Raw genomic sequence first — 26,846 nt, 5'->3', positions numbered from 1 at the left:
ACGCTAACTAATCATCAGATCATTTACCGTTCATAGGAATACGCACGGAGCGCTCTTTGGCGACTTCAATGGCCCGGTCGTAACCGGCGTCCACATGCCTGATGACACCCATGCCTGGGTCATTAGTGAGCAAGGCTTCCAGCTTCGCGGCTGCTAGCTCGCTGCCGTCAGCCAACGACACTTGGCCGGCGTGGATCGAGCGACCCATGCCAACTCCGCCTCCATGATGAATCGATACCCACGATGCGCCTGAGCTGGCAGCGGTCAGCGCATTGAGCAACGGCCAGTCCGCAACTGCATCGCTGCCGTCCTTCATCGCTTCAGTCTCACGGTAAGGCGAAGCTACAGAGCCTGAGTCCAAGTGATCGCGGCCGATGACGATTGGTGCTGATACTTTGCCCTCGGCAACTAGCTGGTTGAACAGTAGCCCTGCCTTTTGGCGCTCGCCGTAACCCAACCAGCAGATTCGAGCGGGCAGCCCTTCAAATTCGACATGCTCTTGAGCGGCGTCGAGCCAACGATGAAGATGCTCATTGTTGGGGAAGAGATCCTTCAGGGCTTGGTCGGTGACCTTGATGTCTTCCGGATCACCGGACAGAGCCACCCAGCGGAATGGGCCAAGTCCTTCACAGAAGAGCGGACGAATGTAGGCAGGAACAAAACCAGGGAACTCAAAAGCGCGGTCGAAACCACCCTTTCTGGCTTCGTCGCGAATGGAGTTTCCGTAATCGAAGACTTCGGCGCCGGCATCTTGGAAGCCAACCATGGCTTCGACGTGCTTGGCCATGGATGCTTGAGCTTTTTTGGTGAAGCCAGCAGGATCCGCCGAGGCCTGCGACTGCCACTGATCCAGAGAGAATTCCAACGGAAGATAGCTCAGTGGGTCATGGGCGCTGGTCTGATCGGTGACGATATCGAAGGTGAACTCACCGGCCTTGTGGCGTTCGAGCAAGGCGGGGAAAATCTCTGCCGCGTTGCCAGCGTAGCCAACGGACAGCGCCCTGCCCTCGGCCTTGGCAGCAAACACCTTTTTAAGAGCTTGCTCCAAATCCAGTTCTACATCGTCTAAGTATCGCTTGGACAAGCGACGGCGCAAGCGTGCCTCATCAACATCGATGATCAGTACGGCACCGCCATTGAGCGTCACCGCTAGTGGTTGTGCCCCGCCCATGCCACCGCAACCGCCGGTCAGCGTGAGGGTTCCAGCAAGAGAACCATTAAAACGCTTGTCAGCAATGGCAGCGAAGGTTTCATAGGTGCCCTGCAAGATGCCTTGAGTTCCGATGTAGATCCAAGATCCAGCGGTCATCTGCCCGTACATCATCAGGCCTTCGGCTTCCAGCTTGCGGAAGTGCTCCCAGTTGGCCCAATCACCTACGAGATTTGAGTTGGCGATGAGTACTCGTGGTGCCCATTTGTTGGTCTTGAAGACGCCAACAGGTTTACCCGACTGCACCAGAAGAGTTTCATTGTCTTCAAGATCCTTGAGCGTTTCCACGATGGCATCAAAGGCTTCCCAAGAGCGGGCTGCTTTACCGGTGCCGCCGTACACCACTAGATCATCAGGGCGCTCTGCCACCTCGGGGTCAAGGTTGTTCATCAGCATGCGCAAGGGGGCTTCGGTGGCCCATGACTTTGCATTGAGTTGAGTACCCCTGGGGGCGCGGACGACGCGGGCTTCGTGGCTCATGACAATTCCTAACAATGTAATGTAGCTAACTATTTACATCATTGGTCATGGGGCATCCGCTGAGTACCTCCGAACAGGTAGAGCTGTCCGGTATTTCAGAATGCGTAAGAATTTGGGTCCGCTGAATTGGACCAGCCAGGATTCGTTGGCCGGTCAGATCAGCAAAGCGACGCCGTGCCAGGAGGACCACATGCCTACCAGCATGTGGTCCAACAGATCACTTGAGCTAATGACCAATAATTTGGAGCTTCGAGTTCCATACGATGCCGAACTCCTAGCAGGGGCCGCACTCGCCGCCAGTGGGGCATGAACTAGGAATGGGACCATTTTTGACGCCGTGGACTGAACTAGCCGGCTCGAATCAGGCCAGCGTCTGTGCTAAATATTGCTCCTTGTCGGTGAACACTAACCGTCCTTGGGCTCCGTTGATGATGGCTAGATGTGGTGGAACGTGACCGCATTCAACGTTACCGATGATGGGAACGTCGAGCGTTCCCAGAGCGTCGAGAACTGCTTCGTTTTGGGTGAGAGTGTCAGAATCTGGTGCGCCAGTACGTCCGACAATGATGGCGGCGGCACCGTCAAAGAATCCAGTCAAACGCATGCCGTGCAGATGACGGCAGATCGTGGTGGCCTCGACGCCGGAGGCTTCAATGTAAACGATTAGCGGATCAGCCGGGTCGTTCCGCAAGGATTCGGTTCTCAGATACGGAGTGCCGGCAAGATTGGCCAGCGTTTCGATGCATCCGCCAATCAACCGACCTGACACGCTCACTTCATCGAGCCCTGCATCCAAGCGCTCCCAAGTTCCCTTGCCGTTCCATGCATGTTCGGTGGCTTCTGGCTCCACGCTCCAGTCATCCCAGTCGTTGATTCTGTAAACGCCTGGTGGAGACTGCTTGAAAGTGTCACCAGCAGATAATGAAGCGACATCAAGCCAGGACCGCAAAGAATCGGGAACCCGATAAGGCGTGTCCATCAGGTTGCCGCCGTGGATGGTTGCATTTCCGGTTAGCAAGGTGAGGGGCGCGATCAACGTTGAAATGTCGGAGTATCCCACAATCCAGGTCGGCTCCGCCGCGGAGATTGCCTCAAAATCCAGATGAGGCAATATGTCGATAGCTGTGACTCCACCCCAAGGCGGAACGACGGCCTTGATTTTCGGATCAAGGAGCATCCTCATGAGTTCTTCGGCGCGTTGTTCGACCGGCGCACTAATGTGTGTAGCGCCATCCATGCAGTTACCAAGATCCACCACAAAACCCAGATCTCGCAGGTGTTGTAGAGCGAAGTCAAGACGCCCCACGAGCTCGCTTGGAACACCGCTTGATGGTGATGTAACGCCGATGATGTCACCGGTCATGAGCGGCTGCGGGTATCGAATCTCCATGGATTCATACTCCCATGCCAATCCAAGTGAGCCCAGAATACATTCCACGTGTCGTCTTCTTAAGCTGACGTTAGTGTTGAATTTGAATACGTAGCTGAACCACCGCTTTCGGCATGAATCCCTGGCAAGTGTAAACCTTGACTGCCGGTCGTATTTACGCCTGACTCAGTCGGCGTCCTTGGATCCGTGTGGTCAAGGCTGCCGCCGTGGACCGGATCTGTGTCAGCAGTTTGTCCCATTGTTGCTCTGGGACCCGGTCTGCGAGGAAAGTGACTGCGATAGCAGCAACTGGCCAATTATTCGCGTCACGAATTTCCACTGCAAGAGAGTGGAAGTCTGGGGTGACGTCCCCGCGTTCTATTGCATATCCGCGTTGCGCACACTGTTCTAGTTCGCGCCGCAATTGCGAATAGTTGGTGATCGATGAGTGTTCTACTCGATCCGAAAAGCTGGCCGCATTGGGGTAGAGGGCACGAGCCTGGGACTTGGGCAGCGCCGCCAAAATGGCACGCCCCGAAGCGGTAAGGTGCGAGGGTAGACGAACACCTACGTCGGTGACTAGCGAGGGGCGGCCCTTGGCGCGTTCTTCCACGATGTACAGAACGTCCGAGCCATGGAGGATGGCCAGATGCGCGCTTTCTCCGACCTTATCCACCAGCTGCGCGATTAGTGGTGCCCCAAGTCGAGCCAGAGGTTCCTGGCGGGTGTAGGCGCTTGATAATTCGAAGGCGGCAATGCCTAAACCGTAGGATTTTTCTTCCGGGTAATGGGTGATAAATCCTTGATCAAGCATGACCGAGAGTAGCTGGTAGACGCTAGAACGTGGAAGTTCCAACAAGGTGGCAATCATCGCGGCCGGAGTGGGAGTTTTCCTGCTAGCTAAAAGCCTAAGAATCCTCAAGGTGTTATCAGCTGCGGGGACCTTACTGCCCATGGGACCTCCTTAGTACATGGTGCTCTGCAAGACACTCTAGTCTTGGGCAGAGCTCAGGTAGCTATTGAGGTCCCGTCAATGGTTTATACGTTCAGCCGGTAGCCGCGTTTGATCACGGTGGTGATGATTTCCGGCTGTGGCAAGGCCCGGCGCAAACGACTCAGGGTCATATCCAAGGCATGACGCGAGCTCACCTCAGGCAAAGCGGCACCTAGTTCATCACGTGAGAGCACACTGCCGCCGGCCTCGATTAGGGCCCGGACCAATTCGGCCTGACCGGGAGTCAACTCGCAGTTTTGATCATCAATGGACAGCGTTCGTCCGCGTAGTTGTACCTGCCCGTGGACCGTTTCTGCTTGCAAAGTACCTAGCGAGCCGAGGTGCTCAACGAGCTGACCGATCATCGCACCCATGCGGTGGCGTTCGGGAACCAAGGGGCTGATGCCGGCTTCTTCCAAAGGCGAGGCAGTGACCGGCCCAACGGTGGCCACGGCTACACGCTCGGCTAGTGAGCGCTGCAGGGCAGGCAGGCGATTGCGAGCATTGGCTGCCGCAAACAGTGCGTGCACACTTGGTGCACTGGTGAAGGTCACCGCATCAAAGTGGGCGGCGCATAGTCCTTCAACCAAGGCGGAGATCCCGGTGTCGCTGCTGGTGTCTTGCCAACGGTAGGGTTCAACCTTGATCACTCGCTTGGCACCTAGCTCACGAAGCTGCTGCGGCATCCCGTGATCCGAGTCAGCGTGCAACTGCAGGGCCACCGTGGCGCCTTCAAGCTTGCCCTTAAGCAACTCGATGAGTGTGGAACTGCGTCCATCCTTAGCCAACGCGGCAGGTTCAAGACCCAGTGCACGGACCGAACCGTGGGCTTTGGCCCCACGAACATAGAGATCGGACTGGCTGAACGCGGTAATCAGTTCATCACCAATACCAGCAGCCTCAGCGGTGTCCAGCCAGCGGCGGAACCCGTAAGCGGTGGTAATCACCACAACTTGAGGTTTAGCCTCGATGAGTTTGTGCGTCTGGGCAAGCAGCTGTTGTTCATCATCTAGCGGGGCCAGGCGAAGCAGGGGGGTGTGCGTGACTTCGGCGCCACGGCGTTCAAAAGCTTCAATCAGTTCAGCTGAGCGACGGTCACTGGTAACCGCAATTCGGAATCCGGCTAAAGGTTTGACGATATTCATTAGGCGGTCTCCAAAATTTGTTCTGTAGGTACCGCTTGAACCAGTGATTGTGGCAAGGCGGCAACTTCACCAATGACAATCACTGCAGGATTGGAGTGATTGCGGGCTGTGCCAGCCAACTGATCAAGTTGGGTGTGGCTGGTGCGTTGGATGTCCGTAGTTCCGGACTGGATGATGGCACACGGCATATCCTTGGGCATGCCTACTTGAAGAAGTCCAGAGACGGTCTGCTCCACGGTGCCCATGCCCATCAGAATCACGATGCTGCCACCAAGCTTGGCAAGGTGTTCTAGCTGATCCAGGCTCAGCGGGTCATGGCCGGAAACGACGGTAAACATGGTGTTCACCCCGCGTGCGGTGACCGGGATACCGGCTGCGCCAGGCACAGTGATGCAGGAGCTCAACCCTGGAATCACGCTGACTGGAACATTAGCGTCGGTGGCCGCAGCAACTTCTTCAAATCCGCGACCGAAGACAAATGGGTCTCCACCTTTTAGTCGAACCACTTTGGCTCCGGCCTTGGCCGACTGAATCATCTGGGCTTCAATTTCACGTTGGGTAAGTTTGTGGTGCCCCGGCAGTTTGCCGGCGTCAATAATTTTTGCCTGCGGTGCCAGAACGGCCAGGTGCTCGCTAGGACCTAATCGGTCAGCATAGATCACTTCTGCTTCGGCCAGCGCACGCACTCCGCGAAGGGTCATAAGATCCAAAGCTCCGGGGCCTCCGCCGAGCAGAGTAATTGAACCGGCAGGAGCAGCTGGCTGAGCGCGCATCACCGGGATTCGCGCGGTGCTCACCACAGCGTCGAAGCGTTCTGGCTCTGCATCACAAACCACCAGCAAGCCGGCCTGGCCGATTAGCTCAGCGGCCTGCTGCGGATCCTCGGCGAACAGCAGTGTGCTTCCCTGGGCCAAAAAGCGCTCCGCAACGGTTCTGTTTGCGATGCGGTTACCAACAATCAACACCATGCACTGGGCAAGTTCGAGGTCAACGCCGATCATGATTGCCTCGATCCTTGCCGGAATTTCGTGTATGACATGGTGTGCTCCTTGGAATAAGTAGGTGCTTTCCAGCCTAGAGTGCCAGCTTTTCCCAGAGGTATCGCAAATGTTTCGGCTGTAATAATTCGAATAAAGGTTAACCTTCTGGAAATCTTCGAGTCGGTAGGAAGAAACACAACGACATTAGTGTGATTAGTGTTGCAAGGCACTGGGCCGGTCAACCTGCAAAATTCAGTGAGCGAATACACAGGAGCTTGCCGGTCGATGCCTGCAACAGGCACGCTGGGTACATGGAGTCACTATTTGATGACAGTGCCTTTGAACGCACCGGGGGACAAGTTCGTCCCGGAGCGTGGCACCTGCCCGGTTGGCTAAGCCCTACCGCGCAGGATTGGATTGTCGCACGCTTTTTCCAGTGGGGACACGGACCCGTTCCTCCCCACCGCACGCAAATTAATGGTCATCCCATGAGCGTGCAATCTTTAAGTTTGGGCTGGCACTGGAGTCCCAACCGGTACTCAAAAACCGCCGATGACCTCGGCGGTGCACCAGTGGCACCCATGGAACAATGGTTGGTTCGTTTAGGCCAGCAAGCACTCGCAGAAGCTACCGGTGATGCCGCACGTGCTGCCGCCTACCAACCGGACGCAGCCATTGTGAATTTTTATGATCAGCACGCCACGATGGGCATGCATCAAGATGCCGAGGAACGTATCAACGCCCCGGTGGTATCTCTTTCCATCGGGGACTCGGCAACCTTCCGGCTTGGCAATACGGAAAATCGCAATCGTCCCTGGCAAGAACTGCGCTTGGCTTCAGGAGACCTATTCATCTTTGACGGCCCGGCGCGCTTTGCCTATCACGGGGTGACAAAGATCCATCCGGGTACCGCCCCGGCCGAAAGTCAGTTGGGCGCCGGACGCATCAACATCACCCTCCGACAGACCGGTCTGAGCGACAGTTAGCTGCTTTAGCTATCCAAATCGACGGTGGCTTGCAGGGCGTAATGGTCAGAATCGCCAATCTCTAGGCGTTCAAGTCCGGCAGAATCCACCCCACGCAGCATCACGTGATCAATGCCCAGCATCGGGAAGGGGGAGCGCGGCCAAGTCAAGGCCAGTCCCCACTTGCTGTATTTGGCCTCATCCATGGCCTTGGCAATGGGTGCAAAGTGCCGGTCGGTGCTGGTGGCGTTGAAGTCGCCGGCAGCAACAATCCTCGCCGACTGATCTTTGGAGACGAAGTTAGCAAGCGACGCTAGCATCATGTCGCGTTCATCGTGTCCGGTGGGACGTGCCGAGGCAGCATGAACTGAATACAGCCGCACGGTACTTTGCCCGGTATTCACATCAACGCGTAGGGCTCGATTCCAACCCAGCCCCAAATCTAGTGGTTCCGGGTTCTCCAGCGGGTAGGCGCTCCATACACCTACGGTACTGACCATGTACTTGTAGGGATGAGATTTGGCCAGTTCTGCACTGATCTGGTCTTCTTGGCCTTCGCCGATTTCTTGCAGAGTAATAACCTCTGCCCCTGCGTCAGCTAGCTCCTTGGCTGCCTGCACTCCGGCTGATTCGTGCACGTTTTGGGTTGCGACCTTCAGGGCAGCCTGCGGTGCATGTTGGGTAGCGGGGATGAAGTTTGGCCCAAACAGGACCGCCCAGACAACCACAGGAACAAGTAGGCCGATGAAGCTAGCCCGGCCTCGCACCACCAGGGCGATAAGGAATAGCACCGGGATGCCCAGTCCCGCCCAGGGAGCCAAATTATCTACAACAAGTCCAAGTCCCAAGACATCGGGGATCTGTTGATGGAATACCAAAAGCCCTGCCAGCGCTAGGCAGAGCAGAACAAAAAAGATCCTCGCGATAATCAGCGAGATCGGAAGGCGTTGGTGCGATGCATGAGACATAGGACTTAAACAGTGGCACAAAATACTGTGGGATTCGTAATTTTCAGCTGGAGAAGTACCCCGGCGATTCGACACAGTCACTACGATAGGAATAGAGCGCCGAGGATGCCGCGATCAAGCAACAGCCTAGAATTGAGTACTAAATGACTGCCTACCTGTCCGGCGGAAAATTATTATTGGCGATCCTCGCTCTGGCCATGGGTGGCTTTGGTATCGGCGTTACCGAATTTTCAATGATGGGCCTGCTTCAGGAAGGCGCCACCGATCTAAATGTCAGCAACTCACAAATGGGTCTGATGATTAGCGCTTACGCCATGGGTGTAGTTATTGGTGCGCCCGTACTGACCGCTATGGCTGCGAAAATCCCACGCAAGCGTGCGGTGCAGCTGCTGATCCTTTTCTTCACCCTGGCAAATCTTTCCTCGGCTTTTGCTCCTGATTACAACACCATGCTTATTACCCGTTTCCTTGCTGGGCTTCCCCACGGTGCGTACTTTGGCTTGGCCGGTGTGCTGGCCGGTAGCTTGGTGCCAGGAACCATGCGTGGCCGCGCCATTGCGTGGGTCATGCTGGGGTTGTCGGTAGCCAACGTCGGTGGTGTTCCGCTGGTAACCATGCTTGGACAGCAAGCTGGCTGGCGCTCAATGTTCTACATTGTTGCCTTTATCGGATTGGTGACCGCCGCACTGATTACGCTCTTTGTTCCATGGCGCAAGGTAGAAGCCGGAGCAAGTATTCGACGTGAACTTACCGCTTTGAAGAGTCCCCAGATCTGGTTGGCCATGGCCACCGGAATCGTGGGCTTCGGTGGTTTCTTCGCGGTGTATTCCTACATCTCCCCAACCTTGACCGAAGAGTCCGGGCTGGCCATCAACCTAGTACCTATTGCCTTGGCGCTGTATGGCCTGGGCATGGTGATTGGTTCTTTGATTGGTGGCCGCTTGGCTGACTGGTCGGTGTTTGGTGCCATCAAGCTTTCGAGCATCCTGATGGCTGCAACCATGCTGGTCTTCGCCGCTGTGGCTAGCTGGGTCATCCCAACGATGATCATGGTCTTCATTTTGGGTGCCGTTGGGTCCCTGTTGATTCCAAGTTTGCAGACCCTGCTGATGGACTCGGCACCGCATGCCCAGTCCCTAGCTGCCTCGCTGAATCACTCGGCACTGAACGTGGCTAATGCCTTGGGCGCGGCCTTGGGCGCGGCAGTGATTTCCGCTGGCTTCGGTTACCGTGCACCGTCGTTGGTGGGCGCAGGGTTGGCCGTCTTGGGCTTGCTCATTGCTTTGATTACGCAGATGCGTGCCAAGAAGATTGGCCTGCTCGTGGGCCGAGACGCTGTCGCGGCCCGCGAGCATACCGTTGCTGATTAGCCGCGAACAGCTGAAATATTGAACATCCAGACCACGCCGAACTTGTCGCGGAGCTGACCGAAGGAGTCGCCCCACGGGGCCTTCTCCAATGGCATTTCGATAGTGGCGCCTTCACCGAGGGTTTCCCACCACTTGTGGAGCACGTCGTCGTCGGCGGTGTTGGTGGCGTCGCTGCTTAGCGCGATGACGCCGTTGCCGGTGACGTTCATTTCTGGTGGGGTATCCGAGGCCATCAGGTGGATTCCGCGTTCAATGAACAGTGAAGAATGCATGATCAAATCAGCCGTAGCTGGATTGCCGTCGTTCATTCCCTCCTGGAAAGTCATCATCGATAGCTCGCCGCCGAGGGCTGCGTTATAGAATTCCATGGCTTCGCGGGCATCACCGGCGAAGCGAAGGTATGGGGTCATTCCAATGGCCATGGGAACGCGCCTTTCACTCAATGTCTGTTGGAACCGATCGGCCCCGAGATCATTCTTACCACTGTGCACGGACAATTAGAATAGTGGCCTGTGATTAGGGTCTCTGAGAGCGGATTTGGTGTTTTTCGATACCCTCCGGTAGAGTTTTATCTCGGTTCAACGATAGAAATATCAATGAATCCAACTCTATTGGGGGTATGGCGCAGTTGGTAGCGCGTCTGCATGGCATGCAGAAGGTCAGGGGTTCGAATCCCCTTACCTCCACAAATTTGAATAAAGATCTCTCGGTCAATTGACCGGGAGATTTTTCTTTTCCTCACGCGAATCCGAAGATCTCCTCTGGTTGGCTCCTAGGACCTTCAACGTTGGCCTAGGGTATCGGATTCTTTGTGTATGCAGGATGACAAGAACACTCGCTGCTCGGGGTAAATCATCCGCAAGTAGGGTGTACTTCCCAAGTGAAGGTGTGAAAATAAAAGAATGAATTCACGCTCGGGTCTCGTCCTTTTAGGCGCAGTATTTCTCGCTGTGCCATCGTTGGCTGGGTGTTCGATAGCGGACCCGCAGCGTGCTCTGACTCTGCAGGAGCTTGTAAACTCCGACAGCCAGGGATCAGTAGATGTCACGACTCAGCCGGAAGAAAATACTGAAATTGCCTGCGCAGCATCGGTGGATTGCGTTGAAAGCTACAGCACCACAGAGGCCAACTATTTTCGATTCGAGAGCAAAGACCGCGCCAAGGAATTCGGCGATACGCTTCAGGACGGGTTCACAATGAACTACATCGTCATGGACTTTGCGGGCAAAGACGCTTCTGTGGAGCACCAGCTATGGGCGATGCAAGAACTAGCAGGTACATGGAATGACTACGAAGGAGACTTTCCAGACCGTCGCTAGTGATCCTGCTTGATCGCTTCCCATGATGAACCCGAAATCGTGGCGAGGGGCCCAAGAGAATGGATGGTTCACGCGAGGCAGGTGAGAGGCACCGACAGGCGGAACCTAGAGTACTGCGCGCACCGAAGACTCGAAGCTGGCGATATGTTCGCGGGCAAGCTCGCTGGCGGTAGATGGGTCTTGATCCAGTACGGCCTGTAACAACGCCTGATGTTCAGCGATGTGTTCCTCAATGCTTGGCAAGCGATCCAAGGTCAGGCACCAGATGCGGGTAGCTAGGTTGTCCAACCTGATCAGCGTCTCTTCCATGTGATGGTTTGCTGCAGCTTGGTAGATCAGCCGGTGTACGGCCAAATCATTTTCCATCAGCGTGCGCCGTGACTCATCACCCTTGAAGTTCGTAATGGCGTGCAGGGTCTGTTCAATCTGGGCACGTAACGATCCGCCGCCTAATGCTGCCGCGCGATCAGCTGCCAGTGGCTCTAGGGCAAGGCGGACTTCGGTGATGGCCGCAAGTTCAGTGATGTCCACCCGCGTGGCAAAGGTTCCGCGACGCGGATAAGAATGAACTAGATGGTCAACTTCCAAGCGCTTGAGAGCTTCGCGTAGGGGAGTGCGCCCGATGTTCAGTTCTTGCACCAAGGCAGCCTCATTGATCGGCTCACCTGGAGCAATGTCCAACATGATTAAACGGTCGCGCAGTATCTGGTAGGCGCGATCTGAGAGAGATTCACTCACTGAAGTCCTCCTGCTGTGCGTAGCATCCACGTAATTTTCGCCAACCCATTGACCGGGTTTCGTTTTCTATCATACAGTGAATTGCAGATTGATATATCAGTTGTCGGCAATTCATACATTGAAATGGTCCTGGCGGAGATTGGAGATTCACTGTGGCTGATCTGCTACCTGAGCACCCGGAGTTCCTGTGGGCGAACCCGGACCCTAAAAAGTCTTATGACGTAGTTATCGTCGGCGGAGGTGGCCACGGCTTGGCTACTGCGTACTTCTTGGCGAAGAACCACGGCATCACCAACGTGGCAGTCATAGAAAAGGGTTGGTTGGCTGGCGGGAACATGGCCCGCAACACCACCATCATCCGCTCGAACTACCTCTGGGATGAATCGGCTGGCATCTACGAAAAGTCACTGAAACTCTGGGAACAACTACCCGAAGATCTGGAATACGACTTCCTCTTCTCCCAGCGCGGTGTTCTAAACTTGGCTCACACCCTAGGCGACGTACGCGAATCGGTACGTCGTGTGGAAGCTAATAAGCTCAACGGGGTAGACGCAGAATGGCTTGACCCATCCCAGGTCAAGGAAGCCTGCCCCATCATCAATACCAGCGACAACATCCGCTACCCGGTCATGGGCGCCACCTGGCAGCCACGCGCCGGTATCGCCAAGCACGACCACGTTGCCTGGGCCTTCGCCCGCAAAGCCAATGAGCTGGGCGTAGACATCATCCAGAACTGCGAAGTCACCGGCTTCATCAAGGATGGCGAGAAGGTTACCGGAGTGAAGACCACCCGTGGCACCATCAACGCCGGCAAGGTCGCACTAGCTGGCGCCGGGCACTCCTCGGTACTGGCCGAAATGGCCGGATTTGAACTGCCCATCCAGTCCCACCCACTGCAGGCACTGGTCTCCGAACTCTTTGAACCGGTACACCCCACGGTAGTCATGTCCAACCACATCCATGTCTACGTCTCCCAAGCTCACAAGGGTGAACTGGTGATGGGTGCAGGCATTGACTCGTACAACGGTTACGGTCAGCGCGGTGCGTTCCACGTGATTGAAGAGCAGATGGCAGCGGCCGTGGAACTTTTCCCAATCTTCGCCCGAGCCCACGTATTGCGTACCTGGGGCGGCATTGTGGACACCACCTTGGACGCCTCACCGATTATTTCCAAGACCCCAATCCAGAACCTGTATGTGAACTGCGGCTGGGGCACCGGAGGGTTTAAGGGCACCCCGGGTGCTGGCTTCACGCTGGCACACACCATCGCCCACGATGAGGCCCATCCGCTAAATGCCCCATTTAGCTTGGAACGATTTGAAACCGGCCACCTGATCGATGAACACGGCGCGGCAGCCGTCGCACACTAGGAGCAGCCACCATGATGCTAATTGACTGCCCGCACTGCGGGCCACGCAATGAAAACGAATTCGGCTACGGCGGAGAAGCACACGTTGCCTATCCAGAAAACCCGGCCGAGCTAAGCGACAAAGAATGGTCTCGTTACCTGTTCTACCGAGGCAATAAAAAAGGCATTTTTGCCGAACGCTGGGTCCACTCCGGTGGCTGCCGCAAGTGGTTCAACGCCCTACGCGATACCGTCAGCTACGAATTTTTGGCCGTTTATGGCGCCGGTGAGGCGCAACCTGAGATCCAGCAGCTTCAAGGAGGCACCCGATGAGCAAGCCGCAACGTCTGAGCGAAGAACTCAGCTCACGTGCCCGGATCAACCGAGACGAACCGCTGAACTTGAGCATCGATGGTCACCAAATCTCCGCCTTCCGCGGAGACACCGTCGCCAGTGCGATGTTGGCCAACGGGATTCGTGCCTGTGGTCCCTCGCTCTACCTGAAGCGCCCGCGCGGCATTCTGGCCGCCGGGGTAGAAGAGCCCAATGCACTGATTACCGTGGCTGCTCGTCATGAAGCAGACACCAACGAATCCATGCTTCCGGCAACGACCGTCTCGGTCACCGAGGGCGTAGCCGTTAGCCTGCTCTCCGGTTTGGGTGTGCTGGATCCAAATACCGACACTGCCTACTATGACCACGTACATGTACACACCGATGTCCTGGTGGTTGGTGCAGGTCCTGCCGGTTTGGCCGCAGCGCGTGAAGCCTCGCGCTCCGGCGCCCGGGTAATGCTCCTCGATGAGCGCCCCGAAGCTGGCGGAACACTTCTGGATACTGCCGGCGAGCAGATTGATGGACAGGATTCCACCGACTGGATCAGCGAAGTGGTCGGTGACTTGGCGCAGGCCGAGGAGACCACACACCTGCAGCGCACCACGGTTTTTGGCTCCTATGATGCCAACTACCTGGTGGCTGTTGAACGTCGCACCGTGCACCTCGATGCTGCGGTTGCACCCGGTGTTTCCCGCGAACGCATCTGGCACATCCGTGCCGGACAGGTCGTGCTGGCTACCGGCGCCCACGAGCGTCCGGTGGTATTTGAAAACAATGACCGCCCGGGCATCATGCTTGCCGGTGCGGTGCGCAGTTACTTGAACCGTTACGGGGTTCGTGCAGGGGAGAAGATCGCGGTCTTCACCACCAACGACTCTGCCTACCAATTGGTCAGCGAATTAGCTGCCTCCGGTTCGGTGGTGGCAGTCATTGATGCACGGCAGAACATTTCCGCCGCGGCCGCTCAAGCGGTAGCCGACGGGGTGCAAGTCATCTCGGGCTCTGCTGTGGTTGATACCGAAGCCAATGAGGAGGGGGAGCTTTCAGCCATCTTTGTTGCCACCTTAGATGAACAGCGTGAGCTGGGCGAAGTAACCCGCATTGATGTCGACGTGCTGGCTGTGGCCGGTGGCTTCAACCCGGTAGTACACCTGCACTCGCAGCGCCAGGGCAAGCTGGACTGGAATACCAGCATTCATGCTTTTGTCCCCGCCAACGCGGTAGCCAAGCAGCATTTGGCTGGTGCCGTGACTGGACTGCTTGATACCGCTAGCGCCTTGTCCACGGGCGCTGCCACCGGTGCAGCCGCAGCGAGCGCTGCCGGTTTTGACACCGTTGCTCGGGTGCCACAGGCCCTGGATGCAACGATGGGTGAAACCCGTCCGGTCTGGCTGGTGCCCTCACGATTTGGTGATGACGCAGCAAACTACAAGTTCCACTTTGTGGACCTGCAGCGTGACCAGACAGTAGCTGACGTACTGCGCGCTACAGGCGCTGGCATGCAGTCGGTGGAACATATCAAGCGTTACACCTCGATCTCTACCGCTAATGATCAGGGCAAGACTTCCGGTGTAGCTGCTATCGGTGTGATTGCCGCGGTTCTGGGCATTGAAAACCCGGCCACCGTTGGCACCACCACCTTCCGTGCCCCGTACACCCCGGTGGCATTTGCCGCCTTGGCTGGACGCAACCGCGGGGACCAGTTGGATCCTGCACGGTTGACCGCCATGCATTCCTGGCATGTAGAGCGCGGGGCAGAATTTGAAGATGTTGGACAGTGGAAGCGCCCTTGGTACTACCCACAAGCCGGCGAAGACATGGAAACCGCGGTTTACCGTGAGTCCAAGGCCGTACGTGAATCGGTGGGCATGCTTGATGCCACCACCTTAGGCAAAATTGAAATTCGCGGAGCAGACGCCGCAGAATTCCTGAACCGCATCTACACCAACGGCTACACCAAGCTCAAGGTTGGCATGGGGCGCTACGGCGTGATGTGCAAGCCCGACGGCATGATCTTTGATGATGGTGTAACCCTGCGTTTGGCTGAAGATCGCTTCTTGATGCACACCACCACCGGTAACGCGGCGGCGGTACTGGACTGGTTGGAAGAATGGTTGCAGACCGAATGGCCAGAGCTGGACGTGGTGTGCACCTCGGTGACCGAACAGCTAGCCACCGTAGCAGTAGTGGGGCCAAAGTCCCGCGAAGTAATCGCCAAGCTCGCCTCCAGCGTTGATGTCTCCAACGAAGCTTTTAAGTTCATGGCATTCCAAGACATCGTGCTGGATTCCGGGATTGAAGCACGACTATCGCGCATCTCCTTCTCTGGAGAATTAGCCTTTGAAATTGCCATCCCGGCTTGGCATGGACTCAAGGTTTGGCAGGACGTGTACGAGGCCGGCCAAGAATTTGGTATCACCCCCTATGGCACCGAAACCATGCACGTACTGCGTGCAGAAAAGGGCTTCATTATTGTCGGTCAGGACACCGACGGTACGGTCACCCCGCAAGATGCCGGTATGGATTGGGTTGTTTCCAAGCTTAAGGACTTTGTCGGTAACCGCTCCTACTCACGAGCAGATAACCAGCGCGAGGACCGCAAGCACCTGGTCTCGGTGTTGCCGGTAGATAAGAACCTACTCTTGCCAGAAGGTGCAGCACTGGTATCGGTGGAGGAACTGGCTGCCGAGGGGATCACCCCAATGGACGGCTGGGTCACCAGCTCCTATAACTCGGCTGCATTGGGCCGAACCTTTGGTTTGGCGCTAATCAAAAATGGGCGCAACCGCATTGGTGAAACCCTGCGAACCCCGGTAAATGGCCAGCTTGTTGAGGTCACCATCGGTGAAACCGTCCTCTTTGACCCGGAAGGAAGCCGTCGAGATGGCTAATGACACTTTGATCAAAAATGAAACACGTGTGTCCCCTGCAGCGCACCTGTACCAAGAAATGGCTGACGCTTCGGTGCCCGGGGCATTGTCGTTGAGTGAAGTTGCCTTCAGCACCAAGGTCTCGGTGCGTTGTGCACCGGGCAGTGCTGGCTTTGACGCCGTGGCAACAGCTACCGGTGTGGGTTTGCCTCAAAAGGTCGGAGAGGTGCGTGGTGAAGTGGATACCGTGGCAGTGCTCTGGTTGGGCCCGGACGAGTTCTTGGTGGCGGCCCCGGAGGATGCGCAACTGGCGGCTAAACTCGATCAAGCTCTAGGGGAAAATCCAGGACAGGTAGTGGACCTTTCGGCCAACCGCAGCGTGCTGGAACTTACCGGCGCTAAAGCCCCGCTGGTGCTACGCAAGAGCTGTCCGGCAGATCTTCATCCACGAGCATTTGCGGTGAATCACGCGATCACTACATCACTGGCTAACATTCCAGTATTGCTCTGGCGTACCGGTGAAGAAAGCTGGCGGATCATGCCGCGAGCTTCCTTCACCGAGCACACCGCGCGTTGGCTCATTGATGCGATGATCGAATTTCGTACCGAATCGATCTAGCCGGGTTAGCCTGGACGGGCTACTCGTCTAGTGCGCGGTAGGTGCGTTGGGCATCCACCGATTGCACGGAATCTAATCCACGTAACTGTGTAGCAACCTGCTCGCTGCCCTGACCAATAACTTGGCCCAGGGCAGCGAGCACTCGTTTAACTTGTAAACCGTGAGATTCAAGTTCACTCACCGCGCCGGTGGCTTCAATGCCTTCGGCCAGCGTGATGACATATACCGGTAATTCAGAGTCGGACATGAGCCTAGCTTTCTGCGCTGGTGGGGGCTTGGGCCAGGCCGGCACCCACATCGGTGGTCGGCAAAGACAGGCTGCGAGCTTCTTGGACTAACTTGTCCCACAGTTCTTGGGCTCGTAGTCCGGTGGATTCGGCCAGCAGTGCAGCAAGCCCGGCCACATGCGGGGTAGCCATGGAGGTACCACTGATGGTGTTGTAGCGTTGCGAGCCTGGCCACGAAGAATAAACATCTACACCAGGACCGGCAATGTCCACCTCGCCGCCCTCGGTGCTGATCGCTTGGGCCGAGAAGTCAGCGACCGCCAGTTTTGAGTCCACCGCGGCCACCGCCATGATGTACGGGCTATTAGCTGGTGCACCTACAAAGCCGGGGTTTCCCGCGGACCGCTGGGCATTGTTGCCGGCGGCGGCCACGATCAAAGATCCTAGTTCCAAGGCGCGCCGGCCTGCGGTGACATAGGGCGGGTGCACGGTTTTAACATCTGCGCCCAGAGACATCGAAATGACTTGGCATTTGTTTTCCAAGGCCCAGTTAATGCCAGCGAGGATAGTGGAGTCAGAACCTGAGCCGTCGGCGCCGAGCACCTTGCCGGCAAAGATATTCGCCTCGCTGGCCACGCCATAACCCGGGCCTTGCTCAGGAGTGCGTGGTCCACAGGAGGTGCCGATGCAGTGGGTTCCATGACCGTGGCTGTCGGCAGCATCTTCGCCGTCCACCAGGGATTTGGTGGTGACGTTGCGTCCGGCAAAATCCGGGTGGTTAGCATCAAAGCCGGTATCCAGAACCGCGAGGTTGATGCCCTTGCCGGTGTAAGAGCTGAGATCTGCGCCCACAGCTTGCAGTCCCCAAGTGAACTGCCCCGTGTCGGTGAAACTGTCCTTGGCTACAGCATCCGGAAGGATGCGGTAGATCAGTTCGGGTACCACCTCGGCTGGCAATTGGTGGCCTGCGCAGCGTTGGCGGAAATCATCAAGCTGGTCAGCTTTGCTGGTGACCACCGCGATGCCCAACATTGGGAAGTACTCGCTGATGGAGTAGCCCTGTTCGGTTAGCAGTTGAGGAACTTGCTGCTCGCGAGCTTCGGCAGCGATGCCCGGGGTTGCCGGATCCGCCGAATCAAAGATGATCACAAAGCGGTCGGGAACTTCGGTGGCTGCTGAGCGTGGAGAGTTTTTGCTGAACATGTCGGGCTCCTTGCTGGTTCGTGGACGTTGCACCTGCGAGTGCTTCGTACTGTACAAGCAAGGCCCGACAAGTCACCATGCCCGCCGTCCAATACCCAGCGAGCTTTTACTTGGCTGCTTTACTTGACCTGTGCCAGCTGTGGGTACAAGGCTTCCAAAGGAGCAGAAAGTCCGGACTTCACCTGAACCGAGGTTTCGTCAGCTAGAACTTCAAATTCTCCAGCCTCGGTAGCGTCAAGCACCTTGGTCACCAGAACTGATGGATCCAGTTTTGGTTCGGTGGCATGCGCCGCCATTGCGGTATCAACGTAGCCCACGTGCACGCCGACTACTTGAACGCCTGCTGGCTGCAGTTCGAGGCGCAGGGAGTTGGTCGCTGACCACAGGGCTGCCTTGGTAGCCGAGTAGATCCCTGCCACGGCGTACCAGGAGAGCGCCGAGTGGATATCGATGATCGCGGTGTTCCCGCCCTTGGCCGAAAGCACTGGTGCGTAGGCACGAGCCAGGAAGAGTGGGCCGAGGAAGTTGGTCTCGACATTGGCCCGGATTTCTTCGTCGCTCTGGACGAGGATTTCTGAGGTGCTTACGCCTGCGCCTGCGTTGTTGATCAATACGGTGACATCTGGTGCGGCTTCGACGGCGGCCTTGATGGATGCAGAGTCGGTGACATCCAGGGTCAGCGGTACAACACGCTCGTCATCCCAAACTTGTGGGTTGCGGGCCGAGGCGTAGACCTTGGCTGCGCCACGGGCCAGAGCTTCGCGGACAAAGTGTCCACCGATTCCGCCGTTTGCGCCGGTGACTAGAACTACTGCATCTTTAAGTGAAGTCATGAGAATGCTTCCTACTTTCTTTCGTGAATTTGTTTCTGTTGGTTTTAGGCGTGAGCCAGGGTTGGGTAGTCGATGTAGCCCTTTGCTCCACCGACATAGAGTGTGGCTGGGTCCAAATCATTAACCGGTGCGTCGGTACGTAGGCGTTCAACAACATCTGGGTTAGCTAGGGCAATGCGTCCCAGCGGTTCGATGTCTGCCAATCCTGCCTCGATGTCCGCACCGATAGTTTCGCGTTCGCGGCCATAGCGCACTACCAGCACGGCCGTTGGCCACGACTGGCGCAGGGAGCGCAGTAGTGCGTCATCGCCCAGGTGATGAACGTGCAGGTAGACCAGATTCAGTTTGGCCAATTCGCCGACCAAGTGTTGGTACTGGGCATGGACATCTGCTGGCTCGCCCTCGAACAGGCCTCCGAGTGGGAAAGCAGGCGAGATGCGGATGCCGGTGCGATCCGCTCCAATTTCTTCGGCAACCGCCTGAGTGACCTCAACGACAAAGCGTGAACGATTTTCTACCGAGCCACCGTATTCGTCGGTGCGTTCGTTGGCATTTGGGGCCAGGAACTGGTGCAACAGGTATCCGTTAGCGGCGTGGATTTCTACACCGTCAGCTCCAGCCGCGATGGCCGAAGCAGCTGCGTGACGGAATTCGCCAATGACTTCTTGGATATCTTCGCGGCTCAGTTCGCGTGGCACGGGAGTCTGCTTTTTACCCTCAAGGGTGAAGATCTCTTGCTCGGCGGAGATCGCTGACGGCGCTACCGGCTGACGATGATGTGGGGTGTTATCCGGGTGAGCCGAGCGGCCAGCGTGCATGAGCTGAATGAACAGGTGCCCACCTTCAGCATGAACCTCATCAGCGACCTTGCGCCAGCCTGCGATGTGCTCTTCGGTGTAGATGCCTGGGGTGTTGAAGTAGCCCTGGCCGTCAGCCGATGGCTGGGTTCCTTCGGTGATAACCAAGCCGAGGGATGCGCGCTGTGCGTAGTACTGTGCGACATGCTCGCCCGGGGTGCCGTCTGCATTTGAGCGGTTGCGGGTCATCGGCGCCAAAGCAAGGCGGTGGGGGAGTTCGATCCGGCCGAGAGTGAACGGCTGCCAAAGGGACGGGGAAGTCATAACGAGCGGTTTCCTTATCTACTAATTGTGGGCACTGTCCTAGGGTTGAGGCCTTGTTGCCTCACGCCATCGTGGAAGAATGGAAGGTGTAAATTTCCAACCCCAGCAAACGGTGACTATAATCAAAACTGAGTGTAGTCATAGTTTATTCCCGGAGGATAAAAAAATGTCAGTGGCGTCCCAGCCCCTAGGGCGGCGTGAGCGGAACAAGCAGGAAAAGCTTGAACGCATCACCGCGGCCGCCAGTAAGCTCTTCGCCAAGTACGGCGTAGACGAAGTGACCACACAACAAATTGCCGACGCTGCCGATATCGGCACTGGTACACTATTCCTGTATGCCAAGAACAAAGGCGAACTGCTACTGCTGGTGCAAAATCTGCACTATGCGCAGTCTCTGGAACGCGGATTGTCGGCAGCGAATAAGACCTCCACTGCGCTGGATGGAATTCTGGCCTTTATTGAACCAATCGTTGAATGTAACCGCGTCCAGGTAGAAAATGGCCGTACCTACCTGCGTGAGATGGTTTTTGGAGATCCGGAAGAACCTCACCACGCTGAAGCCTTAGCTATCGTTGAGCAGACTCAAGCGGCCACGGCGGACCTTCTAGTCGAGCGCTCCCATATGCCGCAGGATCAGGCAAAGAGTTTTGCTTCGGTGATCTCAGCGATCATGTTCTTGGAATTGTCTGCGACGGTCAATGCCCAGTCCAGCAACTCGGAAATCATGGGGCGACTTCGCACCCAAATTTCCTCGATACTGCCAAGCTAAGCCGAGGCAATCAAGCAGTGCACTAAGGCCTGCGCTATTCGGTCAGTGGGTTGGACTGACCGATTGGCGCAGGCCTTAACAATTTGCCGGGCGGCTAGGATTCGGGTGCTGCGAGAATCTCGCCACCCTTTACGTAGCGCAGGGTCGTTTCCACATCGTAGGCGTGAACTGCCGAGGTAAAAGGCGCAATTAGCTCCGAAAGATTGGCAGCCTGACCTCCAGCGAAAAATTTCTCACGCGCCTCGTCGTCAACAAAGCCAAGAATCACCGAAGCATGTAAATGCTGGTCCTCAGGATTATCGTGCGCCACATTTGGGGTATCCCACAGCTTCTGACTCCAAGGCAGAAATACCTGGGTGCGAAGTTCAGTAAGCACCCCGGTCTCTACTAGAGCTGGTACCAAAGTTTTCTTCACGAACTTATGGAAGGCCACCGTGCCGGTGTCCTTGCCGCGGCGTAGGTACAGCACTGCGCGAGATCCCGGATGGGACCCAGGAGCCACGTCGTACCACCGGGACGAACTCGGAGGTCCGGCGTAGAGCAAGGTGCGGCGGAAGACATTAACCTCGTCTGCAAAGGCCAATGCAGTTTGCTCGCGCCCAGCCAAAGGGGACAGAGCATTTTCAAAGGTTACTTCGGCGATGCCGTCAATCTTCCGATCCTCGGGAATGAGCGTCTCCAAGGACGGGCGGGCTGGCCACCGTCCAGGATTAGCTTCTGCCAGATGAATCTGCCGATATTCACTCAAGCCCGGAGTATTGGCGATAATCCCCGAATGGGGGCCTTTCCAATAGTCCATGCCGGTTTGGCGTGGCTGGTCCTTGCACATCCACAGCAAGATCGATGAAGTGAAGTGCTTAGCGACCTCTGGTTTTGCTTTCTCACTCATGTTCAGGCCTTCCAATTGATTCTTGCGAAGAAAACGGGACTACTCGGACAGGAACTCGGCGGCGACCGGCGCGAACTTCTCCCAGTAATGGAAGACGCCACCGTGACCGGAGTTCGGGTAAATGATCAGTTCGGATCCGGCGATGCGCTGGTGTAGGTCTACCGAAAGGATCGATGGAACCATCCGGTCATGATCGCCATTGGCGATCAAAGTTGGGATGGTGATCTTTGACAGATCTGAAGGTGCCGAACGGCCAAACTTCACGATGGCCTTGAGCTGGGTTTGCAGCGCTTTAAATGCGATGTCCTTGTCGCGGTCAACGGTGCGCTCCTTCAAACGCTCCACAAAAGCCTTGCCAGCTTTTTTGCCTTCCTTGTTGCGTTCGAAGAACAAGAATTCTTTAGGATCTGAGCGGGTGATGGTGGCGCGGAAGATGTCCCAGTAGGTCACCGCAACCACCTTGTCGATGTTCCGGCCGCCACGTGGTCCGGTGCCGGTGAGCACCAATTTCCGCACCAGATCTGGGTGCTTGACCACTAGGTCCTGAGCGATGAAGCCACCCATAGAGAACGAGAAGATATCGATCTTGTCGTAGCCCAGTGCGGTAATGAAGTTGTACGCATCGTCAGCGGCTGCCTCCAAGGTGACGGGAACTGTGCCAGAAGATGCGCCTACGCCGCGCTGATCAAAGGTGATAACGTGGCGGTTTTTTGCGATGGCATCAACAATGCGTGGGTCCCAGTTATCCAAGGTTGCTGCCAAGTGGACAAAAAAGACAACCGGGATGCCGCCCTTTGGGCCCAACTCGCGGTAGGCAAAATTGACGCCACCGGCACTGATGGTTTTTGCCGGTGCTTGCGCGTAGGAAGTGATGACTGGTTCATTTGTGGACATGATTTCTGCTCCTCCTGAGCTTGGGGAATGCTAAATGGTATGAGAACTAGGCGCCGAGGATAACAACTTTGCCTCGGGCGCCACCCTTGGCTAGAGCTTCCAAAGCTTGAGGTGCCTGATCAAATTCAAAGGTCTTGCCAACTACCGGATTGAGCACATCATTGTCGATGAGCTTGGCGATTTCGCGCAGCTGTTCGCCGCTGGCATCCATGAACAAGAACTCGTAGCTGACCCCAAGTTTCTTGGCCTGCTTGCGGATTTTGGCGCTCAACGCGGTGACGGCCAAACGGAACACTACGTTCAGACCCGCCTTAGCTGCGAAGGCAGGATCTGGTGGTCCTGAGATGCCGATGGCCTTGCCGCCGGGACGCAGGATACGCAGTGATTTCTCCAGGTTTTCGCCGCCGAGTGAATCGAGCACTAGATCGTATCCGGAGAGTTCCTTTTCGAAGTCCTGGTTGCGGTAGTCAATAACTTCATCGGCTCCCAGCTCGCGGACAAAGTCGGCATTCTTGGCAGACGCAGTAGTGGCCACATACGCACCGAGGTGCTTGGCGAGCTGGATCGTGATTGAGCCAACGCCACCGGCGCCAGCATGGATCAGCACCTTCTGTCCCGGCTGAATATTTGCGCGGACTACTAGGGCCTGCCATGCAGTGAGCGCAACCAACGGCAACGAAGCGGCCTCTGCGATAGTGATGGTGGTTGGAGCCAAAGCAACGTCGGCCTCATCGATGGCGACGCGTTCGGCAAAGGTGCCAATGCGGAAATCGCGGGGGCGAGCGTAGACCGTGTCCCCGACTTTGAATCCGCGGACCTGGGAGCCGACGCTGATGACAGTACCGGCAACGTCGTGGCCAAGGACCAGAGGAGTCTCGTAGGGAAGGATGGTTTTGAATTCGCCTTCACGAATCTTTTCGTCCAGCTGGTTCACGCCAGCTGCCAGTACCTTCACCAGTACGTCGTGCTCGCCGAGGGTTGGCTCGGGAACGTTGGTCTCGCTGAGCGTACCTTTGTATTTATCGATAGCGAATGCTCGCATGTTATGTGCTCCTCTTGGCTGATGTATGGATATTTGTCGAAACGTCGCTCGGTCAACGACTCAAGAATTTAGTGATGGTTTGTGAAATTGATGCACGGTGTTGGGAGACAACACCATGCCCGGCGTCCGGGTAGATCTGCACCTGCGTTTGGGGGAGTACCCGCTTGAGCGCTTCGGTGTTTTCTGGAAAGACCATTGCGTCAGAATCGCCGTGCAAATCTAGTACGGGGCCAGCGAACCCCAAGGTCACGGGCGTTGCTTGGTCCCAACGCTTGACTGCGCGTAGCTGGGCCACTAATACGTTTGGCGCTACCGGCTTGTCACGACCGGTGGACCGGAGCATTAGCCGAGCCTGATACCCTTTGGCGGCTTGCTTGCCGTTGTCAGTTTTTGTGAAAAACAAGACGGAGGTGGGGTTGGCCAAAGTGATTGCCCCACGTAGGACACCGCGGATGAAAGTCTTGGTCATTTGCGTCAGTCCAGGACCGCTCTGCGGTCCGGTCCCGGCGAAGACTACGCGGTTCACTAATTCGGGTGCTTGGCGTAGGACTTCCAGTGCCACCATCCCGCCCATGGAGAGCCCAAATAGATCAAGTTGAGCTAGGCCTAATGCTCGGATGGTCGCTATCGCATCTTGAGCCATGGCCTCGAAATTATCTTGCGGTGTTCCGGTAGAAGCACCCACGCCGCGGTAGCCAATCAGGATGACTCGTCGCGTGGCGGCGATGGGGTCGATGAGTTCTGGATCCCAGCTATCGAGGTTCGCGCCCAAATGGGTCAGCCCGACCAGGGGCAAGCTCTCATCCTGAGCATTACCAAGTTCGCGGTAGATGAATTGTGCCCCGGCGGCATCCACCGTGCGATTTTCCGCAGCAACAAGCGATGCTGTGGCACCGTGATCTTCGTTAGGTTGCTTTGTCATTTGCGCTGTGTGCTTCCTGCCTTGTTCGCTGTGAGGATGAAAGGTTTTCATCTCCATGCTTCCGAGTATACTCAATTATGAGCAAGCTCAGATGTTTTTGTCAAGGGAGGAAATATGAAGTCAGTCAATGCTCCCCGTGGTCGCAGGGAACGGGCTAAAGAAGAAAAACTTAAGCGAATTTTGTCCGCAGCCAGCTACCTGCTCGCTAAAGAGGGAATCAACAGTGTCACAACGCAACAGGTTGCTGACAAAGCAGATATCGCTATCGGAACCCTGTACCTCTACGCGGGAACCAAAGCGGAGCTTTTGATTATGGTGCAGAACCAAAAATTCGCCACCGCAATCGAAGAAGGGCTGGCTGCCGACACCTTGACTAAGGGGCCGGAGCCTCACCCCGTTCGAGACCTCATGGCTCTGATAGACCCGGTGCTGACCTGTATTCGAGAGCATCCAGAAAATGGTCGCACCTACATGCATGAGCTAGTTTTTGGCGACCCCGCAGAACCTCATCGAGCCGAGGGACTGGCCCATGCCCAGCGTTGGGAACAAGGAATGCGAAAGGTGCTCTCGGAGTACGCTGACCTTGACGCAGCGATACTCGCTCGTGTGATCACCTCGATAGTCCATGTCACTGCAACGGCCACCATGTACCTAGATGACTCATTGCCTGTCATCCGCGCCAACGTTGAACAGCAGATCGCAGCAATCTTGCCAAGAGAAACAAATCTGTATCTAAAGGAGAACTTCCATGAACACCAGCACTAATCACTTTGACGTTGTAGTTCTCGGCGCAGGCCCCGGTGGTTATGTCGCCGCTATCCGTGCCGCGCAACTGGGCAAATCGGTGGGCGTCATTGAAAAGCAGTACTGGGGTGGGGTGTGCCTTAATGTGGGCTGTGTTCCTTCCAAGGCCCTGCTGCGCAACGCTGAACTTGCTCACACCTTCACTCATCAAGCTGAACAGTTCGGCATCCGCGGAGAGGTGGACTTTGATTTCTCGGTCGCTTTTGACCGCAGTCGCACCGTAGCCGAGGGAAGAGTTAAAGGTGTGCACTTCCTCATGAAGAAAAACGGCATCACCGAGATCAACGGACTGGGTAGCTTCAGCGACGCTCACACCCTTCAGGTTCAGCTCTCCGAGGGCGGAAGCCAAACCGTCACTTTTGACAACGCCATCATTGCAACGGGCTCCACTGTGAAACTGCTGCCAGGGGTGGAATTAAGTAAGAACGTGGTGACCTTCGAGTCCCAGATCCTTTCCCGAGAACTGCCAAACTCCATGGTGATCGTCGGTGCCGGAGCCATTGGGATGGAATTCGCCTATGTCCTTGCCAACTATGGAGTCGAGGTCACGATTATTGAATACCTTGACCGGGCTCTACCCAATGAAGATCCAGAAGTTTCCAAAGAGATCGCCAAACAGTATAAGAAGTTGGGTATCACCCTGCTCACCTCGGCCTCGGTGAATACCGTCGAAGATGATGGATCCTTAGTGACCGTGACCTATACACCGAAGGGTGACGAACCCAAGAGCATCGTTGTGGACAAGGTGCTAATGTCCGTGGGCTTTGCTCCACGCACCGATGGCTATGGGCTGGAAAATACGGGCATCACATTGACCGATCGCGGTGCCATCGGTATCGACGACTACATGCGCACCAATGTGCCACACCTGTACGCGATTGGAGATGTGACCGCAAAGCTGCAGCTGGCCCACGTGGCTGAGGCTCAGGGCGTCGTGGCAGCGGAAACCATCGCCGGCGCAGAAACCCAGACGCTGGGAGACTACCGGATGATGCCACGTGCGACCTTCTCGCAGCCGCAGGTTGCCTCCTTCGGGCTAACTGAACAGCAAGCGCGAGATGAGGGCCACGAGCTGAAAATTGCTAAGTTCCCATTTACCGCCAACGCAAAAGCGCACGGCCTGGGTGAACCCGGAGGATTCGTGAAAATCATTGCCGATGCCCAGTATGGTGAGCTGCTCGGCGCACACCTGATCGGTGCCGATGTGGCTGAGCTGTTGCCAGAACTCACGCTCGCTCAAAAGTGGGATCTGACCGCGACCGAACTTGCCCGCAACGTGCACGTTCACCCGACGTTGGGAGAAGCTTTGCAGGAAAGTTTGCACGGGCTTACTGGACACATGATCAATCTCTGAGTGAGTCGATTAAGTCCTTGCCAAGCACAGCGTCCGGGTGTGAGTATCGAGGTACATGGTTGTCGAGGAATCGGGTG

General features: G+C 56.4%; 26 protein-coding genes and 1 tRNA gene. 11 read left to right on the top strand and 16 right to left on the bottom strand.

The features are described from left to right. Positions 1 to 19: 19 nt before the first annotated feature. The 5 genes from hutU to cobA form a co-directional block, all read right to left on the bottom strand. Entirely contained in the window at positions 20 to 1,690 is a 1,671-nt protein-coding gene (gene hutU / locus AC1Z3F_RS10820) for a urocanate hydratase (RefSeq protein ID WP_131089096.1), read from the bottom strand. A gap of 361 nt (positions 1,691 to 2,051) precedes the next feature. Further along, a complete protein-coding gene (locus AC1Z3F_RS10815) occupies positions 2,052 to 3,080 on the bottom strand; it encodes a S66 family peptidase (protein ID WP_131089095.1) in 1,029 nt (342 codons plus the stop codon). Positions 3,081 to 3,234: 154 nt separating this feature from the next. Then, positions 3,235 to 4,014 carry an IclR family transcriptional regulator gene (locus AC1Z3F_RS10810; RefSeq protein WP_131089094.1) on the bottom strand — a complete coding sequence of 260 codons (780 nt, stop codon included), beginning with the start codon at positions 4,012 to 4,014 and terminating at the stop codon, positions 3,235 to 3,237. Between the two features lie 83 nt (positions 4,015 to 4,097). Continuing rightward, the gene (locus AC1Z3F_RS10805; protein WP_131089093.1) at positions 4,098 to 5,198 is read right to left on the bottom strand and encodes a uroporphyrinogen-III synthase; all 1,101 of its coding nucleotides are present in this window, start codon (positions 5,196 to 5,198) and stop codon (positions 4,098 to 4,100) included. Then, positions 5,198 to 6,199 carry a uroporphyrinogen-III C-methyltransferase gene (gene cobA, locus AC1Z3F_RS10800; protein WP_131089092.1) on the bottom strand — a complete coding sequence of 334 codons (1,002 nt, stop codon included), beginning with the start codon at positions 6,197 to 6,199 and terminating at the stop codon, positions 5,198 to 5,200. The genes AC1Z3F_RS10805 and cobA overlap by 1 nt, the downstream gene beginning before the upstream one ends. A 290-nt stretch (positions 6,200 to 6,489) precedes the next feature. Between cobA and AC1Z3F_RS10795 the strand changes: the two genes are divergently transcribed. After that, positions 6,490 to 7,164 carry an alpha-ketoglutarate-dependent dioxygenase AlkB family protein gene (locus AC1Z3F_RS10795; protein ID WP_483565687.1) on the top strand — a complete coding sequence of 225 codons (675 nt, stop codon included), beginning with the start codon at positions 6,490 to 6,492 and terminating at the stop codon, positions 7,162 to 7,164. Between the two features lie 5 nt (positions 7,165 to 7,169). Here the strand turns inward: AC1Z3F_RS10795 and AC1Z3F_RS10790 are convergent, their stop codons facing one another. After that, positions 7,170 to 8,111: an endonuclease/exonuclease/phosphatase family protein gene (locus AC1Z3F_RS10790; protein WP_131089090.1), complete on the bottom strand. Its 942-nt coding sequence runs from the start codon at positions 8,109 to 8,111 to the stop codon at positions 7,170 to 7,172. A 143-nt stretch (positions 8,112 to 8,254) separates the two neighbouring features. Here AC1Z3F_RS10790 and AC1Z3F_RS10785 point away from each other — a divergent pair, with 143 nt between their 5' ends. Further along, positions 8,255 to 9,481, top strand: a complete 1,227-nt coding sequence (locus AC1Z3F_RS10785; protein WP_262199403.1) for an MFS transporter — start codon at positions 8,255 to 8,257, stop codon at positions 9,479 to 9,481. Here AC1Z3F_RS10785 and AC1Z3F_RS10780 read toward each other — a convergent pair. Beyond that, on the bottom strand, positions 9,478 to 9,903 hold the full coding sequence (locus AC1Z3F_RS10780; protein ID WP_262199404.1) for a VOC family protein: 426 nt from the start codon (positions 9,901 to 9,903) through the stop codon (positions 9,478 to 9,480). The genes AC1Z3F_RS10785 and AC1Z3F_RS10780 overlap by 4 nt on opposite strands. Before the next feature lie 191 nt (positions 9,904 to 10,094). Between AC1Z3F_RS10780 and AC1Z3F_RS10775 the strand changes: the two genes are divergently transcribed. Continuing rightward, positions 10,095 to 10,167 (top strand) — tRNA-Ala (locus AC1Z3F_RS10775). 216 nt (positions 10,168 to 10,383) lie between these two features. Next, positions 10,384 to 10,800, top strand: a complete 417-nt coding sequence (locus AC1Z3F_RS10770; RefSeq protein ID WP_262199405.1) for a hypothetical protein — start codon at positions 10,384 to 10,386, stop codon at positions 10,798 to 10,800. Positions 10,801 to 10,905: 105 nt separating this feature from the next. Here AC1Z3F_RS10770 and AC1Z3F_RS10765 read toward each other — a convergent pair whose 3' ends face one another. Continuing rightward, positions 10,906 to 11,538: a GntR family transcriptional regulator gene (locus AC1Z3F_RS10765; RefSeq protein ID WP_262199406.1), complete on the bottom strand. Its 633-nt coding sequence runs from the start codon at positions 11,536 to 11,538 to the stop codon at positions 10,906 to 10,908. 152 nt (positions 11,539 to 11,690) lie between these two features. Here AC1Z3F_RS10765 and AC1Z3F_RS10760 point away from each other — a divergent pair, with 152 nt between their 5' ends. The 4 genes from AC1Z3F_RS10760 to AC1Z3F_RS10745 are packed head-to-tail and all read left to right on the top strand — an operon-like array spanning position 11,691 to position 16,711. Beyond that, positions 11,691 to 12,908, top strand: coding sequence for a sarcosine oxidase subunit beta family protein (locus AC1Z3F_RS10760; RefSeq protein WP_262199407.1), 1,218 nt, complete (start codon positions 11,691 to 11,693; stop codon positions 12,906 to 12,908). 11 nt (positions 12,909 to 12,919) lie between these two features. Continuing rightward, positions 12,920 to 13,219, top strand: a complete 300-nt coding sequence (locus AC1Z3F_RS10755; RefSeq protein ID WP_262199408.1) for a sarcosine oxidase subunit delta — start codon at positions 12,920 to 12,922, stop codon at positions 13,217 to 13,219. Continuing rightward, on the top strand, positions 13,216 to 16,113 hold the full coding sequence (locus AC1Z3F_RS10750) for a sarcosine oxidase subunit alpha family protein (protein ID WP_483565686.1): 2,898 nt from the start codon (positions 13,216 to 13,218) through the stop codon (positions 16,111 to 16,113). Before AC1Z3F_RS10755 ends, AC1Z3F_RS10750 begins: the two co-directional genes overlap by 4 nt. Then, positions 16,106 to 16,711 (top strand): sarcosine oxidase subunit gamma, encoded by a 606-nt coding sequence (locus AC1Z3F_RS10745; RefSeq protein ID WP_262199409.1) that lies wholly within the window; start codon positions 16,106 to 16,108, stop codon positions 16,709 to 16,711. The genes AC1Z3F_RS10750 and AC1Z3F_RS10745 overlap by 8 nt, the downstream gene beginning before the upstream one ends. 19 nt (positions 16,712 to 16,730) lie before the next feature. On the opposite strand, the gene AC1Z3F_RS10740 is transcribed toward AC1Z3F_RS10745, so the two are convergent. The 4 genes from AC1Z3F_RS10740 to AC1Z3F_RS10725 form a co-directional block, all read right to left on the bottom strand. Beyond that, on the bottom strand, positions 16,731 to 16,958 hold the full coding sequence (locus AC1Z3F_RS10740) for a hypothetical protein (RefSeq protein ID WP_131089082.1): 228 nt from the start codon (positions 16,956 to 16,958) through the stop codon (positions 16,731 to 16,733). A gap of 4 nt (positions 16,959 to 16,962) precedes the next feature. Beyond that, entirely contained in the window at positions 16,963 to 18,141 is a 1,179-nt protein-coding gene (locus AC1Z3F_RS10735; RefSeq protein WP_262199410.1) for a S8 family serine peptidase, read from the bottom strand. Positions 18,142 to 18,260: 119 nt separating this feature from the next. Then, complete coding sequence (locus AC1Z3F_RS10730; protein ID WP_262199411.1) at positions 18,261 to 18,974, bottom strand: SDR family oxidoreductase; 714 nt, start codon at positions 18,972 to 18,974, stop codon at positions 18,261 to 18,263. 44 nt (positions 18,975 to 19,018) lie between these two features. Then, a complete protein-coding gene (locus tag AC1Z3F_RS10725; RefSeq protein WP_262199412.1) occupies positions 19,019 to 20,095 on the bottom strand; it encodes an alkene reductase in 1,077 nt (358 codons plus the stop codon). A 166-nt stretch (positions 20,096 to 20,261) separates the two neighbouring features. On the opposite strand from AC1Z3F_RS10725, the gene AC1Z3F_RS10720 reads away from it, so the two are divergent. Then, entirely contained in the window at positions 20,262 to 20,864 is a 603-nt protein-coding gene (locus tag AC1Z3F_RS10720) for a TetR/AcrR family transcriptional regulator (protein ID WP_262199413.1), read from the top strand. Positions 20,865 to 20,958: 94 nt separating this feature from the next. On the opposite strand, the gene AC1Z3F_RS10715 is transcribed toward AC1Z3F_RS10720, so the two are convergent. Genes AC1Z3F_RS10715 through AC1Z3F_RS10700 form a run of 4 tightly spaced genes read right to left on the bottom strand, consistent with a single transcriptional unit; the run spans position 20,959 to position 24,611 of the window. Further along, the gene (locus AC1Z3F_RS10715; RefSeq protein ID WP_262199414.1) at positions 20,959 to 21,753 is read right to left on the bottom strand and encodes a strictosidine synthase; all 795 of its coding nucleotides are present in this window, start codon (positions 21,751 to 21,753) and stop codon (positions 20,959 to 20,961) included. 39 nt (positions 21,754 to 21,792) lie between these two features. Beyond that, positions 21,793 to 22,647, bottom strand: a complete 855-nt coding sequence (locus AC1Z3F_RS10710; protein ID WP_483565685.1) for an alpha/beta fold hydrolase — start codon at positions 22,645 to 22,647, stop codon at positions 21,793 to 21,795. A gap of 46 nt (positions 22,648 to 22,693) precedes the next feature. Next, a complete protein-coding gene (locus AC1Z3F_RS10705) occupies positions 22,694 to 23,689 on the bottom strand; it encodes an NADP-dependent oxidoreductase (RefSeq protein ID WP_483565684.1) in 996 nt (331 codons plus the stop codon). Positions 23,690 to 23,741: 52 nt separating this feature from the next. Further along, positions 23,742 to 24,611: an alpha/beta fold hydrolase gene (locus AC1Z3F_RS10700; RefSeq protein WP_483565683.1), complete on the bottom strand. Its 870-nt coding sequence runs from the start codon at positions 24,609 to 24,611 to the stop codon at positions 23,742 to 23,744. A 114-nt stretch (positions 24,612 to 24,725) separates the two neighbouring features. On the opposite strand from AC1Z3F_RS10700, the gene AC1Z3F_RS10695 reads away from it, so the two are divergent. Beyond that, the gene (locus tag AC1Z3F_RS10695; RefSeq protein WP_483565682.1) at positions 24,726 to 25,376 is read left to right on the top strand and encodes a TetR/AcrR family transcriptional regulator; all 651 of its coding nucleotides are present in this window, start codon (positions 24,726 to 24,728) and stop codon (positions 25,374 to 25,376) included. Next, positions 25,360 to 26,769: a dihydrolipoyl dehydrogenase gene (lpdA, locus tag AC1Z3F_RS10690; protein ID WP_483565681.1), complete on the top strand. Its 1,410-nt coding sequence runs from the start codon at positions 25,360 to 25,362 to the stop codon at positions 26,767 to 26,769. Before AC1Z3F_RS10695 ends, lpdA begins: the two co-directional genes overlap by 17 nt. Positions 26,770 to 26,846 lie beyond the last annotated feature (77 nt).

The organism is Glutamicibacter sp. MOO4, from assembly GCF_056934395.1.
This window is presented reverse-complemented; position numbering and strand designations above follow the sequence as displayed.

Coding starts and splice junctions, on each gene's coding strand:
- AC1Z3F_RS10790 (WP_131089090.1), bottom strand. CDS start 8,111: ATGTCTCATGCATCGCACCAACGCCTTCCGATCTCGCTGATTATCGCG.
- AC1Z3F_RS10700 (WP_483565683.1), bottom strand. CDS start 24,611: ATGACAAAGCAACCTAACGAAGATCACGGTGCCACAGCATCGCTTGTT.
- AC1Z3F_RS10705 (WP_483565684.1), bottom strand. CDS start 23,689: ATGCGAGCATTCGCTATCGATAAATACAAAGGTACGCTCAGCGAGACC.
- AC1Z3F_RS10785 (WP_262199403.1), top strand. CDS start 8,255: ATGACTGCCTACCTGTCCGGCGGAAAATTATTATTGGCGATCCTCGCT.
- AC1Z3F_RS10710 (WP_483565685.1), bottom strand. CDS start 22,647: ATGTCCACAAATGAACCAGTCATCACTTCCTACGCGCAAGCACCGGCA.
- hutU (WP_131089096.1), bottom strand. CDS start 1,690: ATGAGCCACGAAGCCCGCGTCGTCCGCGCCCCCAGGGGTACTCAACTC.
- AC1Z3F_RS10795 (WP_483565687.1), top strand. CDS start 6,490: ATGGAGTCACTATTTGATGACAGTGCCTTTGAACGCACCGGGGGACAA.
- AC1Z3F_RS10815 (WP_131089095.1), bottom strand. CDS start 3,080: ATGGAGATTCGATACCCGCAGCCGCTCATGACCGGTGACATCATCGGC.
- AC1Z3F_RS10745 (WP_262199409.1), top strand. CDS start 16,106: ATGGCTAATGACACTTTGATCAAAAATGAAACACGTGTGTCCCCTGCA.
- AC1Z3F_RS10755 (WP_262199408.1), top strand. CDS start 12,920: ATGATGCTAATTGACTGCCCGCACTGCGGGCCACGCAATGAAAACGAA.
- AC1Z3F_RS10735 (WP_262199410.1), bottom strand. CDS start 18,141: ATGTTCAGCAAAAACTCTCCACGCTCAGCAGCCACCGAAGTTCCCGAC.
- AC1Z3F_RS10805 (WP_131089093.1), bottom strand. CDS start 5,198: ATGAATATCGTCAAACCTTTAGCCGGATTCCGAATTGCGGTTACCAGT.
- AC1Z3F_RS10780 (WP_262199404.1), bottom strand. CDS start 9,903: ATGGCCATTGGAATGACCCCATACCTTCGCTTCGCCGGTGATGCCCGC.
- AC1Z3F_RS10730 (WP_262199411.1), bottom strand. CDS start 18,974: ATGACTTCACTTAAAGATGCAGTAGTTCTAGTCACCGGCGCAAACGGC.
- AC1Z3F_RS10810 (WP_131089094.1), bottom strand. CDS start 4,014: ATGGGCAGTAAGGTCCCCGCAGCTGATAACACCTTGAGGATTCTTAGG.
- AC1Z3F_RS10725 (WP_262199412.1), bottom strand. CDS start 20,095: ATGACTTCCCCGTCCCTTTGGCAGCCGTTCACTCTCGGCCGGATCGAA.
- AC1Z3F_RS10720 (WP_262199413.1), top strand. CDS start 20,262: ATGTCAGTGGCGTCCCAGCCCCTAGGGCGGCGTGAGCGGAACAAGCAG.
- AC1Z3F_RS10695 (WP_483565682.1), top strand. CDS start 24,726: ATGAAGTCAGTCAATGCTCCCCGTGGTCGCAGGGAACGGGCTAAAGAA.
- AC1Z3F_RS10750 (WP_483565686.1), top strand. CDS start 13,216: ATGAGCAAGCCGCAACGTCTGAGCGAAGAACTCAGCTCACGTGCCCGG.
- AC1Z3F_RS10715 (WP_262199414.1), bottom strand. CDS start 21,753: ATGAGTGAGAAAGCAAAACCAGAGGTCGCTAAGCACTTCACTTCATCG.
- AC1Z3F_RS10770 (WP_262199405.1), top strand. CDS start 10,384: ATGAATTCACGCTCGGGTCTCGTCCTTTTAGGCGCAGTATTTCTCGCT.
- AC1Z3F_RS10740 (WP_131089082.1), bottom strand. CDS start 16,958: ATGTCCGACTCTGAATTACCGGTATATGTCATCACGCTGGCCGAAGGC.
- lpdA (WP_483565681.1), top strand. CDS start 25,360: ATGAACACCAGCACTAATCACTTTGACGTTGTAGTTCTCGGCGCAGGC.
- cobA (WP_131089092.1), bottom strand. CDS start 6,199: ATGATCGGCGTTGACCTCGAACTTGCCCAGTGCATGGTGTTGATTGTT.